Origin of the sequence: Streptomyces sp. ALI-76-A (assembly GCF_030287445.1) — a bacterium.
GTDB lineage: Bacteria > Actinomycetota > Actinomycetes > Streptomycetales > Streptomycetaceae > Streptomyces.
In genome coordinates this window covers 2,255,832-2,273,261 of sequence record NZ_JASVWB010000002.1, presented here as the reverse complement: position 1 = coordinate 2,273,261, position 17,430 = coordinate 2,255,832, and the positions used below count along the sequence as shown (strand labels likewise).

Below are 17,430 nucleotides of genomic sequence, written 5' to 3'. Positions count from 1 at the left end.
GTGCTTGCCGGGTGAGTTGGCAAAGCTGGCCGGCCCCGAGAACGGCAGCCGGTCGCGCGGCACGACCCGGTCATCGGAGTGATCACCGAGCACGGCACCCCCCTACCGCGCCCCGCGCCGGGATCCATCGCGGTCCTGAGCCCTCCCCTGGAGCCGCTTGATGACGAACCGGTGCGGGTGAGATGTACGACGGTATTGACGATTGAGCCTGTATGGCAAGACCTGGAACGAGGCCTCACGTTTTTGATGGTTTGACCGTTACCGATCGACCTGCCGATCGGCTGTCACCGGCGCCCCGAACGGAACTTCCCCACCTGTTTGAGGAGTCTGTCGGCCGGTTCGAACCACTCCGGCCGGGACACCACGGCGTTGCGCAGGGCCCGTACCGGAGCGCGGCGGACGCGATGCCCGACCGCCACCGGGTGACGTCGTGTCACCCACCCCTCCGACACCTCGAGTTCGCGTGTCTTCAGGGAGTCCTTGTAGTCCTTCTGGCCCCGGCCGAGATCCAGGTACGCGATGCCGTCGGCGGCGGCCGCCTCGGCCATCCGCAGATGCAGGACCAGTCCGGGGGAGTACTTCGCGTGATCCGGGTCGTACGCCGGGAACCAGCAGGCGAGCACCCGCTCGGTGCGCAGCCCGAAGTGCGCGGCCACCGGCCTGCCGTCCGCGTACAGCACGGACAGGATCCCCGCGAACGGCTCGGAGCGGGTGTGGAACAGCTGGTGCACGAGCCGGGTGATCCAGTCGTGCGCGAAGCGGTCGCTGCGGCCGGTCCTGCGGTACTGCGCGGACTTCCAGTCCATCAGGGCGCGCAGGGCGGCCGGGTCGCGCTCGTCGTGGACGTAGGTCACCCGGCCCGCGTCCCGGCCGAGCCGGCGCTCCTTGGCGAGCGTGGTGCGGGTGAACTTGGGTGACCGGTCCCGCAAGTGGGCCAGATAGGCGTCGTAGCCGCGGTCGACGTCGATGACCGGCGACGGGAAGGAGCCGGTGGCGTGTGCCCGGAACGGCTCCTGGCCTTCCACCAGGTGGTCGAACTCCCAGACGGCGAGCCCGCAGGCCCGCAGCAGCTCGTGGGCGTCGAAGGCGAACCCGGGTCGGTGCACCAGGCCCTGGGCGTCCGAGACGCCGAGTCCGACGGCCCGGCCGACGCCCGCGGCGGTCCTCTGGTACGGGAGGAACGCGGCGGGTTCACCGCCCTCCCGGACCACCGCGACGCGTACGCCCCGTCTGCAGCGGCCCACCGCGAGCGCGAACTCGGGGGACAGGAACGGGTTCGCCAGCCCGGGCGCCCCGTGCAGGTGGGCCTTGGACTGCATCGTCGTCCAGACCGCCCGGTCGGCCGCGCTCAGCTCACCGGGCCGGTACACGTCGATCTGCATGTCAGACGCCCTGTCGTCGGGCCGTACGGCCGCGCGGCCGCCGGGTCAGCGCCAGCAGGAGACCGAGAGCGCTGATCGCGCTCACCACGACGATCCCGCCGCGCACCGACCAGTGGTGTGTGGCCAGCATGCCCTGGGCCACCAGCATGTTCAGGGCGACCGCGCCGGCCACCGCGGCGAGCAGACGGCCGAAGGTCTCCAGTCCGCGCAGCGCGGCGGCGATGGCGGTCGCGGGCGCGGCGAGCAGGAAGAACAGGGTGAACGGGCCGCGCAGCGGTGAGTCGGAGCCGGCGAGCGCGAGCAGCGCGCCGCACCCCGCGACGGCTGTCGCGGCGCCCGCGAGCAGCGGTGACACATCTCTTGGAGACGTCTTGACACGTATGGTCCGCATAGGCGACTTTGCCCCCCGAAGCGCCGGATGCCGGGCTTCAGAGTCGCGCAGGCGCGTGCGGGCCGTCAAGATGCGGGCGTTCCCCGGAGGCGGGTGAGGCCTCCGGGGAACGGTGTGCCGGGCGGGGCGAGTTGCCGCCCCGGCGCCGGCGGCACTACGGGAGCGGAGCGCTACGGCACCGCTACGGCACGAGCTTCAGCAGGCGGTTCGGGGAACCCGTGCCCGGGCTGGTGACCTTGCCGGTCGTGGAGCCGTTGACGAGGGCCGTGGCGACCTGCGCCGGCGTGGACGAGGTGTGGCCCGCGAGGTAGACCGCGGCCGCGCCCGCGACGTGCGGGCTCGCCATCGACGTACCGGAGATGGTGTTCGTCGCGGTGTCGCTGGTGTGCCAGCCGGCCGTGATCGAGGAACCGGGGGCGAAGATGTCCAGGACCGAGCCGTAGTTGGAGTAGCTGGCCCGGGCGTCGGTGCGGGTGGTGGCACCGACCGTGATCGCCGAGGCGACGCGGGCCGGGGAGTACGAGGAGGCGTTGGCGCTGCTGTTGCCCGCCGCGACGGCGTAGGTCACGCCGCTCGCGATGGAGTTGGCGACCGCCGTGTCCAGGGTGCTGGAGGCGCCGCCGCCGAGCGACATGTTGGCGACCGACGGGCCGGATCGGTTGTTGGTCACCCAGTTGATGCCCGCGATCACGCCGGCGGTGGTGCCGGAGCCGGCGTTGTCGAGCACGCGGACCGCCACGATCTTCGCCTTCTTGGCGACGCCGTAGGTGGAGCCCGCGATCGTGGTGGCCACGTGGGTGCCGTGCCCGTTGCCGTCGGAGGCGACGGTGTCGCCGTCGATGGCGTCGTAGCCGTACGAGGCACGGCCGCTGATCTGGGAGTGGGTGATCCGCACACCGGTGTCGATGACGTACGCCGTCACACCGCTGCCGCCGGTGTCCGGGTAGGTGTAGGTGCCGGAGAGCGGGAGTGAGGTCTGGTCGATGCGGTCCAGGCCCCAGGGCGCGCTGGACTGGGTGGTGTCGGTGAGCTGGACGCGCTGGTTCTGCTCGACGACGGCCACCGACGGGTCGGCGGCGAGTCTCCTGGCCTCGGTGGCGGAGAGGGTGGCGGTGTAGCCGTTCAGCGCCGCGCCGAACGTCTTCCGCACCGTGCCGCCGTACTCCGTGATGAGTCTCTTGCCCTCGCTGGAGGAGGCCTTGAAGCCCGCGTCCTTCTTCAGCGTGACGATGTAGCTGTCCTTGACCGCCGTGGGGGAGCCGGCGGCCAGGACCTTGCCCTCCGCCGGGGCGGCGTGGGCGGGCAGGGTGGTGAGGCCGCCCACGAGGGCGGCGGTCGCCAGGCTGGTTATCGCGGCGAGCCGGAGCTTGGTGCTACGCAGGTGTGCCATTACGAGGGAGTCCTCCTCTAGGCGGCGCGCGTCTGGGTGGGGCCGCGCGTCTGTGGGGGGTGCGCGCGTCGTCGCGCACACGGCCGGGGAGCGCTGCGTTCCTCTCCGTGGCTGAGTAAAGAATCAGCGGTCTACGGGGGTAGAACAAGAGACTTGACCGCTCGTCACATATTTGTCATGGACGCGTAATCAAAACCACCGTGAACACGCCGGGTCGCTCCCGTGAAAGGCTGAAAAGTCTTGGCATGAACACTTCCCGTCAACACGCGTAGTTGCTACGACGGTTGTGGCAGAGATCCTGCTAAGGGAGGTTCCATGAGACGTTCCCGATTTGCCGCTTACGTCGGCTCGCTCCTCCTCGCCGCCGGCACCGCCCTCACCGGGGCCACGACCGCGCAGGCGGACCAACTCGCCGCCCCTGGCGGCTATGTGGCCCTCGGCGACTCCTACTCCTCCGGGGTCGGCGCGGGCAGCTACACCGCCGCGAGCGGTGACTGCAAGCGGAGCACGAAGGCGTATCCCCACCTCTGGGCCGCCGCCCATTCACCCTCGTCCTTCGATTTCACCGCCTGCTCGGGTGCCCGAACGGGTGATGTTCTCGCGAGTCAGCTGACCCCGCTCAGCTCCGCCACCGGCCTGGTCTCGATCAGCGTCGGCGGCAACGACGCCGGCTTCGCCGACGTCATGACGACCTGTGTCCTCCAGTCCGACAGCGCCTGCCTGTCCCGGATCGACACCGCCAAGGCGTACGTCGACTCGACGCTGCCCGGCAAGCTCGACGGCGTCTACTCGGCGATCCGCTCCAAGGCCCCCAACGCCCGCGTGGTCGTGCTGGGTTACCCCCGGTTCTACAAGCTCGGCACCACGTGCGTCGGCCTCTCCGAGACCAAACGGAGGGCCATCAACGCCGCGGCCGACCACCTCGACACCGCCATCGCCAAGCGGGCCGCGGACTTCGGCTTCGTCTTCGGCGACGTCCGCACCACCTTCACCGGCCACGAGATCTGCTCCGGCAGTTCCTGGCTGCACAGCCTCAGCCTGCTCAACGTGGGCGAGTCGTACCACCCGACGGCGGCCGGCCAGTCCGGCGGCTACCTGCCGGTGTTCGACGGCCTGGCCTGACCTCAGGGAGTCTCCGAGACAGAAGGGGAAGCGGAGGCCTCGCCCGACGAGGCCTCCGACTCACAGGTCACCGTGAACGGCACCGCGTTGGACGTCGCGCGCACGGGCTCGCGGACCTCGACGCTGATCTCGTTCTCGAAGCTCCCGCTGTCCTCGGTGGTCGTCACGAACGCCGTGTCCTGCTTGGTCCGGCCGTCGCCCTCCGCGAACGAGAGGGTCTTCCACCCCGCGTCCATGACCTCGCCGTCCCGCGACACCCAGCGGTAGCTCACCTCGGCCGGCAGTTCGCCGACCGTGAACGTCGCCGTGAAGGCGGGCGCCTCGCCCTCGGCCGGCGGGCAGGTACCGGAGTACTGCGTGCGCGCCCCCGCCAGCGACACCTCCACCGACTGCTGCGGAGCGGCGGAGGTGGTCCTTTCGCTCGGACTCGGCGTCGGCTCCGGGGATCCGGTGTCCTGCGGCGCGCTGTCGCTCACCGACGGCGAACTCAGCCCGGTCGTCCCGGTCGCGGTCGGCGTGGCGCCGGCCCCGTTCCCCCCGTCGTCGTCGTTCAGCAGCGCGTAGGTAAGCCCCCCGATCGCCAGCGCCAGCGCGACGCAGCCCGCGATCAGCACGACGGCGGCGCGGCGGTCACGGCGCGGCCGTGCCGGCGCGGTCGTGGTGCCGGTCGGCCCGGCCGCCGGGGCGGGCCCCGTCCACGACTGCGGAGCCGGCGCGGTGGCCGGCGGCTGACGGTGGGCCGCGACCGTCGGCGGGTACGGGGACGCCTGGACCGCGTCGGCGCGGGGCGTACCGCCCGCGCCGACGATCCGCAGGTCCTGCTCCGCCCGCTCCGCCGACAGCCGCTCGGCCGGGTCCTTGCGCAGCAGCCCCTCGATCACCTGGGCGAGCGGCCCGGCCCGGTACGGCGGCGGCAGCTCCTCGTCGACGATCGCGCGCAGGGTGCTGAGCGGGGTGTTCTGGCGGAACGGGGAGTGACCCTCGACCGCCGCGTACAGCAGCACGCCCAGGGACCACAGGTCCGACTCGGGTCCGGGCGTGCGGCCCAGCGCCCGCTCCGGCGCCAGGAACTCCGGCGAGCCGATGACCTCGCCGGTCATGGTCAGCGCCGAACTGCCCTCGACCTGGGCGATGCCGAAGTCGGTGAGCACGACCCGGCCGTCGTTGGACATGAGCACGTTGGCCGGTTTCACGTCCCGGTGCAGCACCCCGGCCTCGTGCGCGGCCCGCAGCGCGGACAGCACCTCCGCACCGATGTGCGCGGCCCGCTGCGGCGGGAGCGGGCCCTCGGCGTCCAGCAGTTCGGCGAGCGAGATGCCGCGCACGATCTCCATGACGATCCACGGACGGCCGTCCTGGGTGGCCACGTCGTACACCGTGACCACGTTGCGGTTGGCGACCCGGGCCGCCGCCCACGCCTCCCGCTCCAGCCGGGCGTACATCCGCTCGACCTCCGAGCCCTGGAGCCCGGCGGGCGCGCGCACCTCCTTGACGGCGACCTCGCGGTGCAGCACCTCGTCGCGGGCCCGCCACACGGTTCCCATGCCACCCTCGCCGAGCGGGGACAGCAGGCGGTACCGCCCGGCGATCAGACGTTCACTGCCCGGTTCTTCGGACACGGGCGTCCCCCATTCGCATCCGCGTGCACGGTCCACGCCACGTGGTGATCCTCGTACTGATCCGCGCGTTTTCTCCCCAAAAGTAGCTCAGCCGAGTACGGATGCCGCCCCCTTGAGCAGCAATCCGGCCCCAAGGGCCACGACGACGAGCGCGGACCCCAGGGGGACGGTCCTGCGCACCAGGGCGGTCAGCGGACCGGCCGCCCAGCGCGGGCGCGTGTCGAGCATCCGGGTGACACCGGTACCCAGCTTGACGACCGCGAAGCCGGCCGCGGTGAGGGTGAGGGCCAGCCCGACGCCGTACGCGACGACGAGCAGCAGCCCGAACCAGGCCTGCCCGAGGGCGGCGGCGCCGACCAGCACCACGACCGCGGAGGGACTGGGCACGAGCCCCCCGGCGAATCCCAGGAGGATCGTGCCGCGGAGGGTGGGGGCGGTGGCGTGGGTGTGGGTGAAACCACCGTGGGAGTGCGTGAGGGAGTGGCTGTGACCGTGGTCGTGGTCGTGCTGGTGGTCGTGAGGGTGGGGGTGGGGGTGGTCATGCGCGGGCGCGGGCGTCGGCACGGGCGGGTGCGCGGACCGGGCGGCGGGGGCGGGGCGGCTGTGTGCGGCCGCCAGGGCGAGCGGGCGTTCGTGGATCTCCGCCGTCTCGTGCGGGTGCGGGTGCGGGTGCGGGTGCCCGTGGTCGTGGTCGTGGCTGTGTCCGTGCCCATGGCCAGGTGTGTGCCCGTGGTCGGGTGTGTGCCCGCGCGCGTGGGCCCGGTTGTGCCAGGCCCGTCGTACGAGGGTCAGTCCGGCCGCCGTGACCAGGGCGCCGCTCGCGATGCCCAGCCAGGCGATCACCGAGGGCGCCGCCGCCGAGCCGGCCGTCACCAGGAGGCCGAGGGCGACCACGCCCAGGGTGTGGGTGACGGTCACCGAGGCGGCCAGCGGCAGGACGTCCTTCATCCGGGCCCGGCCGCCCCGGGCCGCCGCCACCGCCGCCATCAGCGTCTTGCCGTGGCCCGGTGCGAGCGCGTGCATGGCGCCCAGGGCGACGGCGATGAGGAGGGCCAGCGCGGCGAAGCCGACGGTGAGGTCGTGGCGGGCGACCAGGGAGTCCAGGGCCCGCGTCCAGCGGTCGGCACCGCGCGGGAGGACGGAGGCGGCGGGAGCGTCCTGGTCCGCGTCGGCCAGGGCCGGGCCGCCGGTCCGCACCCGGAGCGAGGCGGACGTGGTGTCGGCGGGGGAGGAGAGCAACTCCTCCGGATACGTGGTGAGTTCGCGGGACAGCGAGGTCTTCGGCACGTCCGACGCGGTGAGCGTCATCCGGTCGCCGCGCGCGGTGATCTCCCGCCAGCCGGGGCCGGAGGAGGCGCCCGCGCTGCGGAAACCGAGGGCGACGGTGTCGTCCTCGGGGAGCGGCGCGGTCAGCCGGCACTCCACGCGGAGGGTGTCGAGCCCGGCCTGGCCGGGTGCCACGCGTGCCCGGCTGCCTCGCACCGCGAGGGCGGCCGTACGGCCGTCGACGGTGACCTCGGTGTCCCGGGCGGCCGTGGCACAGCGCTGCCGGGCCCACTCGGCCGTGCCCAGGCGCTTCAGCTCGGGCCCGGCCTGGGTCGCCGGGATCTCCGCGAGGTCCTCGACGTGCTGGACGCGCAGTTCGCCGGGGGCGGCGACGAGGCCGTCGTAGTGGTTGACGGTGAAGTTGCCGAGCGGGTGGGCGCTCGCGGCCCCCGAGGGGACCAGGACGAGGGCGCAGGCGGCCGTGAGGACGGCGGCGCCGGAGGCGAGCGGACGGCGGCTGGGCCGGAGCCGGGGCGGGCGCGTCACCGGGCCGCCTCCAGCGCCGTACGGGCCTCCTGGGCGCCCAGGGGCGAGAAGCCGGGGTTCAGCCTCAGCGCCGCCGTCAGATGAGTGCGGGCCTCCTTCTGGTGGCCCGTGGCCCGCTCGATCATGCCCCGGTGGTAGAGGAACGCGGCGTTGCGGTAGCCGGTGGCCGTGGCCCGGCGGGCGTAGGGCAGGGCCTCCTCGTCACGGCCGTTGACGTGCAGGGCCCAGGCGAGCGCGTCGGCGGTGTGCACGGTGCGGCGGCGGTCCCACTCGGCGCGGGCCGCGCGCAGGGCCTCTGCCTTGTCGCCGTGGTCGGCGGCGGCGAGCGCGGTGTCGAGGTCGGCGTTGACCTTGTTGGCGCGGGCGAGCGCCGTCCAGGCGTCGACGAGGGCGTACTGGTCGCGGGCCTTCGCCGCGTCACCCTCGGCGCCCCGGACCTCGTACAGCTCGCCGAGCGCGACGAGCGGGCCGGGCAGCGGGAGGCGGGCGACCACGGCCTCCATGCCGGCGATCGCGGCGGCCCGGTCACCGCTCGCGGCCTGGGCGCGGGCGCGGCCCTCCAGCGCCGGGAGGTAGTCCTCGTCGGCGGCGAGAGCCCGCGCGTAGTGGTTCAGGGCCGCCGTGTGGTCGCCCTGGTTCCAGGCGAGCTGGCCGAGCGCGGTGGACACGTACGCCGTGTCTCCCGGCGCGGTCGCGCCGGCGAGGGCCTGCTCCAGCACGCGGCGCGCGGTCCTCACGTCACCGCGCAGCTCGTGCACGTACGCGTACCGCGTGAAGACGGGCACGCCCGGCCGCCGGGCGTCCGCGGTGTCGGCCGCCTTCGACGCCTCGGCGTAGCGGCCGAGTTCGACGAGGGCGTCGACACGGGAGGACAGCGCGCGCTCGTTGTAGGGGTTCTGCTCCAGGGCCCGGTCGGCGTAGGCGAGAGCGTCCCCGAAGTCGTGCCGGGCGGCGGCGAGGGCCGCGCTGCCGGACAGGGCCTGGTCGTTGTCCGGCTCCAGCTCCAGGGAGCGCTTGAGCGCGCGGTCGGCCTGCGGGTAGCGGGAGGGGTCGCCGGTGGTGCGGGCCTGCTCGACGTAGGCGAGACCGAGGGTGGCCCACCCGCCGAAGTCCCGTGGCTGGGCGCGGAGATGCGTCTGCAGCGCGGTGATGCCCGTGTCGAGGTCCCCGCTGCCGAGCAACCCCGGTGCCAGGCCGGCGGACGCGGATGCCACCGCTGTGCCACCGCCGTCCCGCGCCGCCCCGACCGCGACGGCCCCCGCGGTGAGCGCCACGGCCAGCAACGCCGCACACCCCGCGAGCCGCGCCCCCCGCCACCGCCGCCCGGCGGCCGACAGCCGCCGGACGGCCACGACGCGCGGGTCGACGGGACCTCTCTCACCGGCACGGGAGCGGTCCGACGCCCCCGGGTGATGTCCGTCGCGGGTGCCGTCCGACGGTTCCTCGCCGTGCGGGCGGGTTCGGGCGTGGGGGGTGCCCGGTGCCTCGTCGCCGTGCGGGCGGGTTCCGGTGCCGGTGTCGTCCAGCGCCTCGTCGCCGTGCGGGCCACGGGTGGTGACCGGTGTCCGGAGCGATCGGGTGCCGCTGTCGCCCGGTGACTCCTCCCCCGGGGAGCGGGTGTCGTCCGGGCGCGAATCGATCGACGCGACCGCAGGCGTCCCCACGGCCTCGGCCACCTGGCAGGCGCTGTCGGCCCCGGCGAGGAAGCGGTCACCGGAGCCGACGGCCGCGTCCGCAGCGTCCGGCCTGTCCGCCTGCCCCGAATCCGCCGCGCCCGCCCCGGCCGCCCTCGGCCCGGTTGTCGCCTCAGCCCTGGTGCTCAGCCGCGCGGGCCTCGTGCCGCCGTCGGCGAGGGCTCCGGCGCCGCGGGCGGACTCCGAGGGCGCGGGTGCCGCGGTCTTCGTCCCGCTGTCGGCGGGTGTTCCCGGTGCCGCGGTCTTCGCCCTGGCCTCAGCCGGTGTACCCGTGCCGCGGGCGGACTCCGAGGGCGCGGGTGCCGCGGTCTTCGCGCCGTCCCCGGCGGGTGTCTCCGTGCTGTGGTCGGGCTGCGGGGGCGCCGGGGCCGGAGTCTTCGCCTCGCCCCCGGCGAATGCCCCCGCGCTGCCGTCGCCGCTGCGGGCGTGCTCCGGGGTGGCGGGCGGCGGTGTCGCGTGGCCGCTGGCCGGTGCGCTGTCGTTCGTACGCCGGGGCATGCCCTCTCCTTGGTCGACGGACTGCTCAACCTGGTCGCTGCGCAGGGAAGTTGCCGTGCTGCGGCGCGGCCCGCGCCGTGGGGGTGGAACGCGGGCCGCGCCAGTCGGTGGAACGGGATTCCGGACCGTCCGTCCGGAAACCGCGTCCTAGTACGCGCGCTCCCGCATCCGGCGCCACCACATCAGGGCCCCGCCGATCAGCAGGATGCCGAGCGCGCCCGCGCCCGCCGAGCCGGCGATCAGGGTCATGTCGTCGGTGCCGCCCGCGCCGGCCGGCTGGAGGGCGTCGCCGAGCTGGTTGCGGACGTCGTTCCCGTCGGTCGTGCCCTTGGCGAGCGGACCCCGTGACCCCTCCGTCGGCAGCGCGACGTACGGGAAGGCCTTCTCGAACTCCTTGTCGTTCTTGTCGACCGCGTCGCCCAGGTCGTTCTTCGCGCCGAGGAGTTCACCCTCGACGACCTGGAGCGAGGCGTCGATCACGTCGTCGGTCAGCCGGCGCCCGTTCGGGAAGCCCGCGTTGTCGCCGTCGAGCACGCCCAGCCGCTTGGGCTCGGCGACCGGCTTGATCGAGGTGTTCAGCCGCAGCTGCTCCGACGGCGTCACGTGCGGGGGCTGGTTGAGGCCTTCGACGCCCTTCAGGAACACGTCGACGAGGTCGTTGCGCGGCTCGGCCGGCGCCTCGATCTTGTAGATCGCCTCGATGAGCTTCGGCAGCTCGGGGTTGGTGACGTTCTGAAGGAACTGCGCGTCCTCCCGCGGGCTGGACGCGTTGAACTTGTCCTTGTCCTTCAGCGGGTTGACCACCTCGTTGACCAGCGGGTTGCCGAGGCGTGAGACCTGGGAGAAGTAGCCCTGCGCGTTCTTGCGCTGCGTGGTCGACCAGATGCCGACGATCGGCTGCTCGTGCGACTCGGTGATCATGTCGGTCGGGACCTGGAGGGCGATCGAGTTGACGTTGTAGCCCTTGAGCGTGTCGTTGCCGACCTCGGTGAGGTTCCCGCCGTACAGCAGGTCGAAGACCCGCAGGTCCAGGAAGAAGGGGTCGTCGGCCTGCCCGGCGAAGGTCTTCGCGCCGCTGGTGAGCTTGTGCACCGCCTGCTGGCGCAGCGTGGCGTAGTCCGGCATCGACGCCTTGCCGACGTTCGACGGTGCCACCGGCACGTCGTCGGCGACCTTGGTCTTGGAGACGACCTTCTGCTTGCGCAGCTTGACCAGCTCGATGTCGTACGTCTGCGTGACGTTGAGGTCCGGGTCGTCGAGGCTGGTGACCGGGCCGGTGTTGTAGAGAAACGTCTTGTCGTTCTTCGTGTGCGTCTTGAACGTGTACCGGAACAGCAGGTCGCCCTGCGCGTCACCGTTGTTGTCGATGTGCAGGTCGTACTGGGCGTCCTCGGCGAACGGGAAGAAGTTCGGTCCGCCGGCGGGCTCCTCGAAGGGGGTCCAGTTGGCGACGATCGTCGTCGAGTCGGGGTGGTCCGGGCTCACGAACGCGTACACGTCCGTGTTGTCGAACTGCGGGGTCCCCGAGATCAGCGGGGCCTCCCGGTGGCTGGAGGCGGAGGCCGCCCCCGGTTCCAGCGTGGCCATGCCGGCGGCTGCGAGCCCGCCGGCGGCCAGCGCCCCACAGACGAGGGTCGCAAGGCCACGGTGTCCCGCGCCGCTCCTGGAGTTAGGTGTCATGCCGTCCGTCCTCAGTGCCAACTTGCCTGACGAACGCCATTCGGAGCGGTCGGCAGGGCGGATTGGTCGAATCCCAAACGTTCTTACGGCGGATCTGAAAACTTGTTTCATCTCAGGCGACCCGCGTTTTGCCCGCTGTGATCCGTAACCCCATCCGGAGGTGGCTTCGTTGCGAATGCCTCGCGGGACGGGACAGCGGCCCAGATGCGGCCTGGCCGGAGGGGGAGACGAGTTGGAGGCGGACGAGCTGCTGCTGCTGGTGGCCCGCGGCGACCAGCGGGCCTTCGAGCAGTTGTACGGGTTGGTGTCCGGACCGGTGTTCGGACTCGTCAGGCGGGTCGTACGGGACCCGGCGCAGTCGGAGGAGGTGGCGCAGGAGGTGCTGCTCGAACTCTGGCGGTCCGCGGGCCGGTTCGACCCGGGCCGCGGCAGCGCCCTGTCGTGGATCCTGACCGTCGCCCACCGCCGGGCCGTCGACCGGGTGCGCAGCGCCCGCGCGGCCGGTGAACGCGAACAGCGCGAGGCACGCCGCTCGCACCACCCCGCCTTCGACCAGGTCACCGAGGAGGTCGAGGCCGGACTGGAGCGCGAGTGGGTGCGCCGCTGCCTCGACCGCCTCACGGCGCTGCAACGCCAGTCGGTCACCCTCGCCTATTACGACGGCTATACGTACCGTGAGGTGGCCGAGCGGCTCTCCCTGCCGCTGGGCACGGTCAAGACCCGGATGCGTGACGGACTCACCCGGCTGCGCGAGTGCCTGGGAGGTGCCGCATGAGCCTGAGCGACCGCCTCCTCCGCCGCGGGGACCTCCACTCCCTCGCCGCCCCCTACGCCCTCGACGCCCTGGAACCCACCGAACGGATCCGCTTCGAGAAGCACCTGAAGAAGTGCGCCGCCTGTACCGCGGAGGTGCGCGCCCTGGCCGAGGACGCGGTACGGCTCGCCTGGTCGACGGCCGCCCCGCCACCGGCCGCGCTGCGCGAACGGGTGCTGGCCGCCGTACGCACGACGCCACAGGAATCCGCCCCCCGGGAGGCGGCACACGCCCGTACGGCACAGTTGCCGCCGCACGTGTGGGGGACGCAGCCGCCGCCGCGCTCCCGTGCGCCCCGGTCGCGCCCCCTGTTCGTGCCGTTCGCCACGGCGACCGCCGCCGCGGCCCTGGTGGTCGCGTCCCTGTTCGCCGTCCAGGCCGACCGGACCCGGGACCAGCTGAACGCCGAACGGACCCAGGCGCGTGAGATCGCCCACGTTCTCGCGGCTCCCGACGCGCGTGCGACGACCGGGCAGGACACCCGGGGCCGCAGTATCGGAGTGATCGCCTCCGCATCGACGCGGAGCGCGGTGGTCACCCTGAGCGGATACGGCGATCTGCCGAGCGGCCGCGTGCACCAGCTGTGGCTCATGCGCCCGGGGGCGCAGCCGCGCTCCCTCGGGCTCTTCGACGGCGACACGCCCTTGGTCACCTCCGGTCTGGAGACGTCGGCGACGTCACTCGCCGTGACCGTGGAGCCGGGCGGGGGCTCGCCGCAGCCCACTACCCAGCCGGTTGTCCAACTCGCCCTGAATTCGGTCGGATTCGGAGAGTGACCGTCGAGGAGTCGTCAACCTCCTTACGGGGAAGGTGAATCCTGTGACCGCGATACACGAGTGCCCCCAGGGAGCGATAGGGTTACTCTGCCCGGGCCGGGTGGACTCGTACGGGTGGGGAGTGACATGGAGCAGATAACAGTGCGCAGCAGGGCGAGGGTCCCTGCGATCACCTGCGGGAGCAACGCGACCAGTTCGCGTCTCGACCGCCATCTTTCGGTGCTGGCGGGTCCTGCCGTCCCGCAGCGGGAGACGGCGGAAGCGACGTCGCTGATGCGCGAGCTGACCGCACGTGAGCCCGCACACAAGCGCAGCGACAGGGGCGTGCGCGTGCGGCGGGTCTCGCTCTTCGCGCCACTGCGCCGGCTGCGCCGTTCGCTGTTCGGCGGGCGCTGAGCGACACCGGCGTTCCCCAGGCACCGTTCCGAGGAGCCCTCGCTCGGGTCGCCACGCCGTCCCGGCGCGGCGTTGCGCACCGGCCGCCCGTCATCCCCACGGCCCCGCAGCGTCGTACCGGTGGTGGCTCCCGAGCGCGGGCACGCCCCGTTTGTGTCCCTCACTCCCACCCGCGGCCCGAGCACGCTCCCACCCCGCGTGCCCGACGGATCCGCCCCGTACGGGCGTGGGACCGGCGCCGGTGCACCGCCCGCCCCCCCCCGCGTACCGGTGCCCGGCACGGACACCGCCCGGCAGCACCGCGCACCCGGCCGGTGACCCGGCCGCCGGATGCGCCACCGGCCAGGCCGCCCGTCCGGCACCGGCGCCTTGCCGAGCAGATCCCGCGGGGCCGTCGTCACCGCGCTGATCGGATGCCGCTCGGCGACCGTGCGCAGCCATCCCGGCAGTCCGTGGGCCGGGGTGTACGCGTGCGGCAGCAGCGGCAGCGGGAAGACCGCGCCGCCCAGCTGACCGCGGCCTGCTCGTTCCGGGTGAGCAGCCCCAGGAAGTCCGACAGCCCCAGGAGTGCTGAGAGCACCGGGAGCTAGTTGTACTGACCCGTGAGGTTGGGGACGCGGCTGGCGGGTGGTTGGCCTTTCAGCGCGGTGTGTCCGCGGTGGTGATTGTAGGTGTGCAGCCAGCCGGGGTATGCGTCGCGTCGTTCAGTCTCTGTGCGGTAGGGGCGGGCGTAGGCCCACTCGTCCAGCAGGGTGCGGTTGAAGCGCTCGACCTTGCCGTTCGTCTGCGGCCGGTAGGGGCGGGTTCGCTTGTGGGTGATCCCGGCTGTGGCAAGGGCTTCGCGCCAGTCGCGTGAGCGGTAGCAGGAGCCGTTGTCGGTCAGCACCCGCTGGACGGTGATCCCGGCCTGGGCGAAGAACGTCTGGGCCCGGCCCCAGAAGGCGGTTGCGGTTTCCTTCTTCTCGTCTGCGTGGATCTCGCTGTAGGCGAGGCGGGAGTGATCGTCGACGGCGTTGTGCAGGTAGCTGTAACCGACGCCGGAGCGGGTCTTGCGGCCGGCCTGGCGGCCCAGGGTCTTGTGGCCGCCGCCGTCGGGGATGTTGCCGAGCTTCTTGATGTCCACGTGCACCAACTCGCCCGGCGCTGACCGTTCGTAGCGGCGGATCACCCGCCCGGTAGCGCGGTCGAGATGAGCGAGACGGGCCAGCTTGTAGCGGGCCAGGACCCGGTGCACCGTGGACGGGTTCAACCGCAGCAGGTAGGCGATGCGGGCCGGTCCCCAGCGGCGCAGAACGCGGACCTTGATGATCCGCCGCTCGATGCGGGTCGGCATCCGGCGCGGGCTGGTGCGCGGGCGGCTGGAGCGGTCGCTCATGCCTGCCTCACCGGATCGACGGTAGCGGTCGGCCCACCGCTGGGCGGTGGTCGGCGAGACCTGGAAGCGTTCGGCGGCCCTGCGCAGGGTCCAGCCGTCCTCGACCACGCAGCGGGCCAGACGCAGACGGCCGGTCTCGGTCAGGGGTGCATTACGGTGGGGCACGAGGGCCTTTCTGTCGGTGTAGACGTCGCAATCCACACCGAACCGGAAGGCCCTCACTCATTTCAAGATCCCTCAGCCGAGATCTGGCTCCCTCGTCCACAACCTCCCGGGACAGAACAGCTAGTGCCGTGGCAGGCAACGTTCGCCCCGTCGCGACGCCCGGCACGCCCTCTCGCCGCACCGGCCGTCAAGTACATCCAGTACGAGGGCTTCCGGCCAGCACGCCGAGAGCACGCACCGGACGCCGCTCCTTGACGGGCAAACGTTGCCTGCCGCGGCACTAGAGCAGGGCGAACTGGCCTTCCGGGCCTTCCTCGTGGTGGTCGAGGACCGAGGCCGGTCTGCGTGCCGCGTCCGGCACGGGCAGGACGCCCGCCGTCCGCAGCTCCCTGGCCGTGATCGGGGCCGTCACGGTGAACTCCTCCCGGCGCGGGCGCAGTTCCGCCAGCAGCGCGAGCACCGTGATCAGCTCCAGCAGCTCCGAGGTCCAGGCCTGCGGCCAGGCCGTCGGACGGATCGCCGCCAGGGTGCCCGGCTCCGCCGGTGCCGTCCGGGTCGCGAACCACTGCTCCAGGACCCGCACACCGCCCACCGCGAAGTCCCAGGCCTCGGGCGGCACGGGGGAGACACGGCCCTCGTCGAGGTGGAGGGTCTCCTCCTCGCGGTCGTAGCGCAGCGTGAGGGGCCGGGACGGCAGCGGGGCGCGGACGTAGGGGCGCCGGCCGCCGGGAAGCCGGGGACGGTCGCCGTCGCGGCGCATCAGCCACAGCGTGCGGTGGCCCAGTTCGACGCCGTGCGCCCAGAGTTCGGGGTCCTCGGTGAGCGGGACGGTGAGGCCGGGGCGCACCGCCGTCACCGTCCACGCCAGGAGGTCCAGCGGAGTGGGGGACAGGCCGAGGCGGGCGGCCAGGTGGGCCAGCAGGCCCGGCGCCAGGTTGGGTTCCTCGCCGCCGGGGCGGCGGTAGAGGGGGCGGACGCGGCCGGGGCGCAGGAGGGGGAGCAGGGAGGTCGCGAGCAGGACGGGTCCCTCGGGGGCGGGTGTCTCGACGGCGAAGACCTGGTGCTCGTCGGCCACCCGCCACAGCTCGGGCCGGGCCGCGTCGATCAGCCGGTGGTCGGGGATCAGCCACTGCTCGTCGAAGGGGGCGTACAGCACCCGTACGGGATCGGGGCACGGGCCGCCGGCGCGGGCCAGCCTCTCCGTGCCGCCGGACCGGCCCGGCAGCTGTCCGACGGCCGAGTGCGGTGTGCGGGAGCGGGTCGGCTGGAACAGGGCCTCCCGGTCCGGGCCCTCGGCCTTCATCAGCGCGTCCCAGCGGGCCTTGAGGGAAGCCGCGTCGGGGCCCGCCGGCCAGCCCCGGCCGAGCCGCGGCGGTGCGACGGACCACGGCAGAAGGTCCGCCAGCGGCGGAGCGTCGTCGTGCGTCACGCTGGGCATCGTACGACCTGCCGATGACACGGGGGGCGGGACCTGTCGGGCCGCACCCTCCCGGGGAGGCCCGTCCCGCGGCCCGATCCGCCGGACCCGCGCGAGCGGACACCGGTCACGTCGCGTCCAGGGTCACCGTGAACGCGAAGCGGTCGCCCCGGTAGTGGATGACGGCCGCGTCCAGCACCTGGCCCGCGCCGTCGTAGGTCACGCCGGTGTAGTGCAGGATCGGGCTGAGCAGCGGGACACGCAGCAGGCGGGACGTCTCCGGGTCCGCCAGGCGGGCCTCCACCGTGTCGGTGATCCGGCTGATGTCCGCCCCGACGGCATCCCGCAGCACCTTGGTCATCGGCCAGCGGACCAGGTCGTCGAGGTCGATGCGCGCGGCGAGTTCGGGGCGGACGTAGTTGCGGGCGTGGTTGGTCGGCTCGCCGGTCTTCTCGTCGGCGCGCAGGCGGTGGTACGTCGCCACCTCGCCGAGGTCCGGGAAGTACTCGGCGAGTTCGGCCGGCACCGGCGCGCTGCCGTGCTCCAGCAGCTCCGTCGCCATGCCGGACTGCTGGGCCACGATCGCGTCCACCGAGCCGAGCAGCCGGACGGGGGTGCCCCGGCGGACGTCCGGCTCGATGAACGTGCCGCGGCGGCGGTGACGGGAGATCAGGCCCTCGTCCTCCAGCTCCTTCAGCGCCTGCCGCATGGTCAGCACGCTCACCCCGTAGTGCCCCGCCAGCTGTTCCTCGGTGGGCAGCCGCAGCGGATCGCGGGGCGAGCGGCCGAGTATCGAGGCGCGCAACGACTGCGACACCTGGTACCACAGTGGCAGCTTGCGGTTCAGGACGATCGAATCCGGGGCGAAGGAGGTCACGGGGCCATCCGTACCGGTAGGG

Annotated in this window: 14 protein-coding genes and 1 pseudogene; 4 read left to right on the top strand and 11 right to left on the bottom strand. The window is 73.1% G+C overall.

Going from position 1 to position 17,430, the window contains the following annotated elements; genetic code table 11:
* Positions 1-284 precede the first annotated feature (284 nt).
* The 3 genes from QQS16_RS11180 to QQS16_RS11170 form a co-directional block, all read right to left on the bottom strand.
* Positions 285-1,382 carry a GNAT family N-acetyltransferase gene (locus QQS16_RS11180; protein ID WP_286061472.1) on the bottom strand — a complete coding sequence of 366 codons (1,098 nt, stop codon included), beginning with the start codon at positions 1,380-1,382 and terminating at the stop codon, positions 285-287.
* Between the two features lies 1 nt (position 1,383).
* Positions 1,384-1,773, bottom strand: coding sequence for a hypothetical protein (locus QQS16_RS11175; RefSeq protein ID WP_286061471.1), 390 nt, complete (start codon positions 1,771-1,773; stop codon positions 1,384-1,386).
* A gap of 181 nt (positions 1,774-1,954) precedes the next feature.
* Complete coding sequence (locus QQS16_RS11170; protein ID WP_286061470.1) at positions 1,955-3,163, bottom strand: S8 family peptidase; 1,209 nt, start codon at positions 3,161-3,163, stop codon at positions 1,955-1,957.
* A 315-nt stretch (positions 3,164-3,478) separates the two neighbouring features.
* Between QQS16_RS11170 and QQS16_RS11165 the strand changes: the two genes are divergently transcribed.
* Positions 3,479-4,285 (top strand): SGNH/GDSL hydrolase family protein, encoded by an 807-nt coding sequence (locus QQS16_RS11165; protein WP_286061469.1) that lies wholly within the window; start codon positions 3,479-3,481, stop codon positions 4,283-4,285.
* A 2-nt stretch (positions 4,286-4,287) separates the two neighbouring features.
* Here the strand turns inward: QQS16_RS11165 and QQS16_RS11160 are convergent, their stop codons facing one another.
* The 4 genes from QQS16_RS11160 to QQS16_RS11145 form a co-directional block, all read right to left on the bottom strand.
* Positions 4,288-5,904: a serine/threonine-protein kinase gene (locus tag QQS16_RS11160; RefSeq protein WP_286061468.1), complete on the bottom strand. Its 1,617-nt coding sequence runs from the start codon at positions 5,902-5,904 to the stop codon at positions 4,288-4,290.
* An 87-nt stretch (positions 5,905-5,991) separates the two neighbouring features.
* Positions 5,992-7,716, bottom strand: coding sequence for a sulfite exporter TauE/SafE family protein (locus QQS16_RS11155; protein ID WP_286061467.1), 1,725 nt, complete (start codon positions 7,714-7,716; stop codon positions 5,992-5,994).
* Positions 7,713-9,356 (bottom strand): tetratricopeptide repeat protein, encoded by a 1,644-nt coding sequence (locus QQS16_RS11150; protein WP_502963900.1) that lies wholly within the window; start codon positions 9,354-9,356, stop codon positions 7,713-7,715. Before QQS16_RS11150 ends, QQS16_RS11155 begins: the two co-directional genes overlap by 4 nt.
* A gap of 699 nt (positions 9,357-10,055) precedes the next feature.
* The gene (locus QQS16_RS11145; protein ID WP_286061466.1) at positions 10,056-11,588 is read right to left on the bottom strand and encodes a DUF4331 domain-containing protein; all 1,533 of its coding nucleotides are present in this window, start codon (positions 11,586-11,588) and stop codon (positions 10,056-10,058) included.
* 232 nt (positions 11,589-11,820) lie between these two features.
* On the opposite strand from QQS16_RS11145, the gene QQS16_RS11140 reads away from it, so the two are divergent.
* The 3 genes from QQS16_RS11140 to QQS16_RS11130 all read left to right on the top strand — a co-directional run bounded on the left by QQS16_RS11140 (position 11,821) and on the right by QQS16_RS11130 (position 13,574).
* A complete protein-coding gene (locus tag QQS16_RS11140) occupies positions 11,821-12,363 on the top strand; it encodes a sigma-70 family RNA polymerase sigma factor (RefSeq protein ID WP_286061465.1) in 543 nt (180 codons plus the stop codon).
* Complete coding sequence (locus QQS16_RS11135; RefSeq protein WP_286061464.1) at positions 12,360-13,178, top strand: anti-sigma factor; 819 nt, start codon at positions 12,360-12,362, stop codon at positions 13,176-13,178. The genes QQS16_RS11140 and QQS16_RS11135 overlap by 4 nt, the downstream gene beginning before the upstream one ends.
* 126 nt (positions 13,179-13,304) lie before the next feature.
* Positions 13,305-13,574, top strand: a complete 270-nt coding sequence (locus QQS16_RS11130; protein ID WP_286061463.1) for a hypothetical protein — start codon at positions 13,305-13,307, stop codon at positions 13,572-13,574.
* A gap of 255 nt (positions 13,575-13,829) precedes the next feature.
* On the opposite strand, the pseudogene QQS16_RS11125 reads toward QQS16_RS11130, so the two are convergent.
* The 4 genes and pseudogenes from QQS16_RS11125 to QQS16_RS11110 all read right to left on the bottom strand — a co-directional run.
* A pseudogene (locus QQS16_RS11125) lies at positions 13,830-14,124 on the bottom strand (ABC transporter permease); the annotation flags it as partial.
* Between the two features lie 36 nt (positions 14,125-14,160).
* Positions 14,161-15,114: an IS481 family transposase gene (locus QQS16_RS11120; protein WP_286061462.1), complete on the bottom strand. Its 954-nt coding sequence runs from the start codon at positions 15,112-15,114 to the stop codon at positions 14,161-14,163.
* 280 nt (positions 15,115-15,394) lie between these two features.
* Entirely contained in the window at positions 15,395-16,552 is a 1,158-nt protein-coding gene (locus tag QQS16_RS11115; protein WP_286061461.1) for a type ISP restriction/modification enzyme, read from the bottom strand.
* Between the two features lie 106 nt (positions 16,553-16,658).
* A complete protein-coding gene (locus QQS16_RS11110) occupies positions 16,659-17,408 on the bottom strand; it encodes a GntR family transcriptional regulator (RefSeq protein WP_286061460.1) in 750 nt (249 codons plus the stop codon).
* Positions 17,409-17,430 lie beyond the last annotated feature (22 nt).

What these genes read in the sequence shown, in the direction of transcription:
- QQS16_RS11170 (WP_286061470.1), bottom strand. Translation starts at nt 3,163, where the DNA reads ATGGCACACCTGCGTAGCACCAAGCTCCGGCTCGCCGCGATAACCAGC.
- QQS16_RS11165 (WP_286061469.1), top strand. Translation starts at nt 3,479, where the DNA reads ATGAGACGTTCCCGATTTGCCGCTTACGTCGGCTCGCTCCTCCTCGCC.
- QQS16_RS11135 (WP_286061464.1), top strand. Translation starts at nt 12,360, where the DNA reads ATGAGCCTGAGCGACCGCCTCCTCCGCCGCGGGGACCTCCACTCCCTC.
- QQS16_RS11115 (WP_286061461.1), bottom strand. Translation starts at nt 16,552, where the DNA reads ATGCCCAGCGTGACGCACGACGACGCTCCGCCGCTGGCGGACCTTCTG.
- QQS16_RS11130 (WP_286061463.1), top strand. Translation starts at nt 13,305, where the DNA reads ATGGAGCAGATAACAGTGCGCAGCAGGGCGAGGGTCCCTGCGATCACC.
- QQS16_RS11145 (WP_286061466.1), bottom strand. Translation starts at nt 11,588, where the DNA reads ATGACACCTAACTCCAGGAGCGGCGCGGGACACCGTGGCCTTGCGACC.
- QQS16_RS11180 (WP_286061472.1), bottom strand. Translation starts at nt 1,382, where the DNA reads ATGCAGATCGACGTGTACCGGCCCGGTGAGCTGAGCGCGGCCGACCGG.
- QQS16_RS11175 (WP_286061471.1), bottom strand. Translation starts at nt 1,773, where the DNA reads ATGCGGACCATACGTGTCAAGACGTCTCCAAGAGATGTGTCACCGCTG.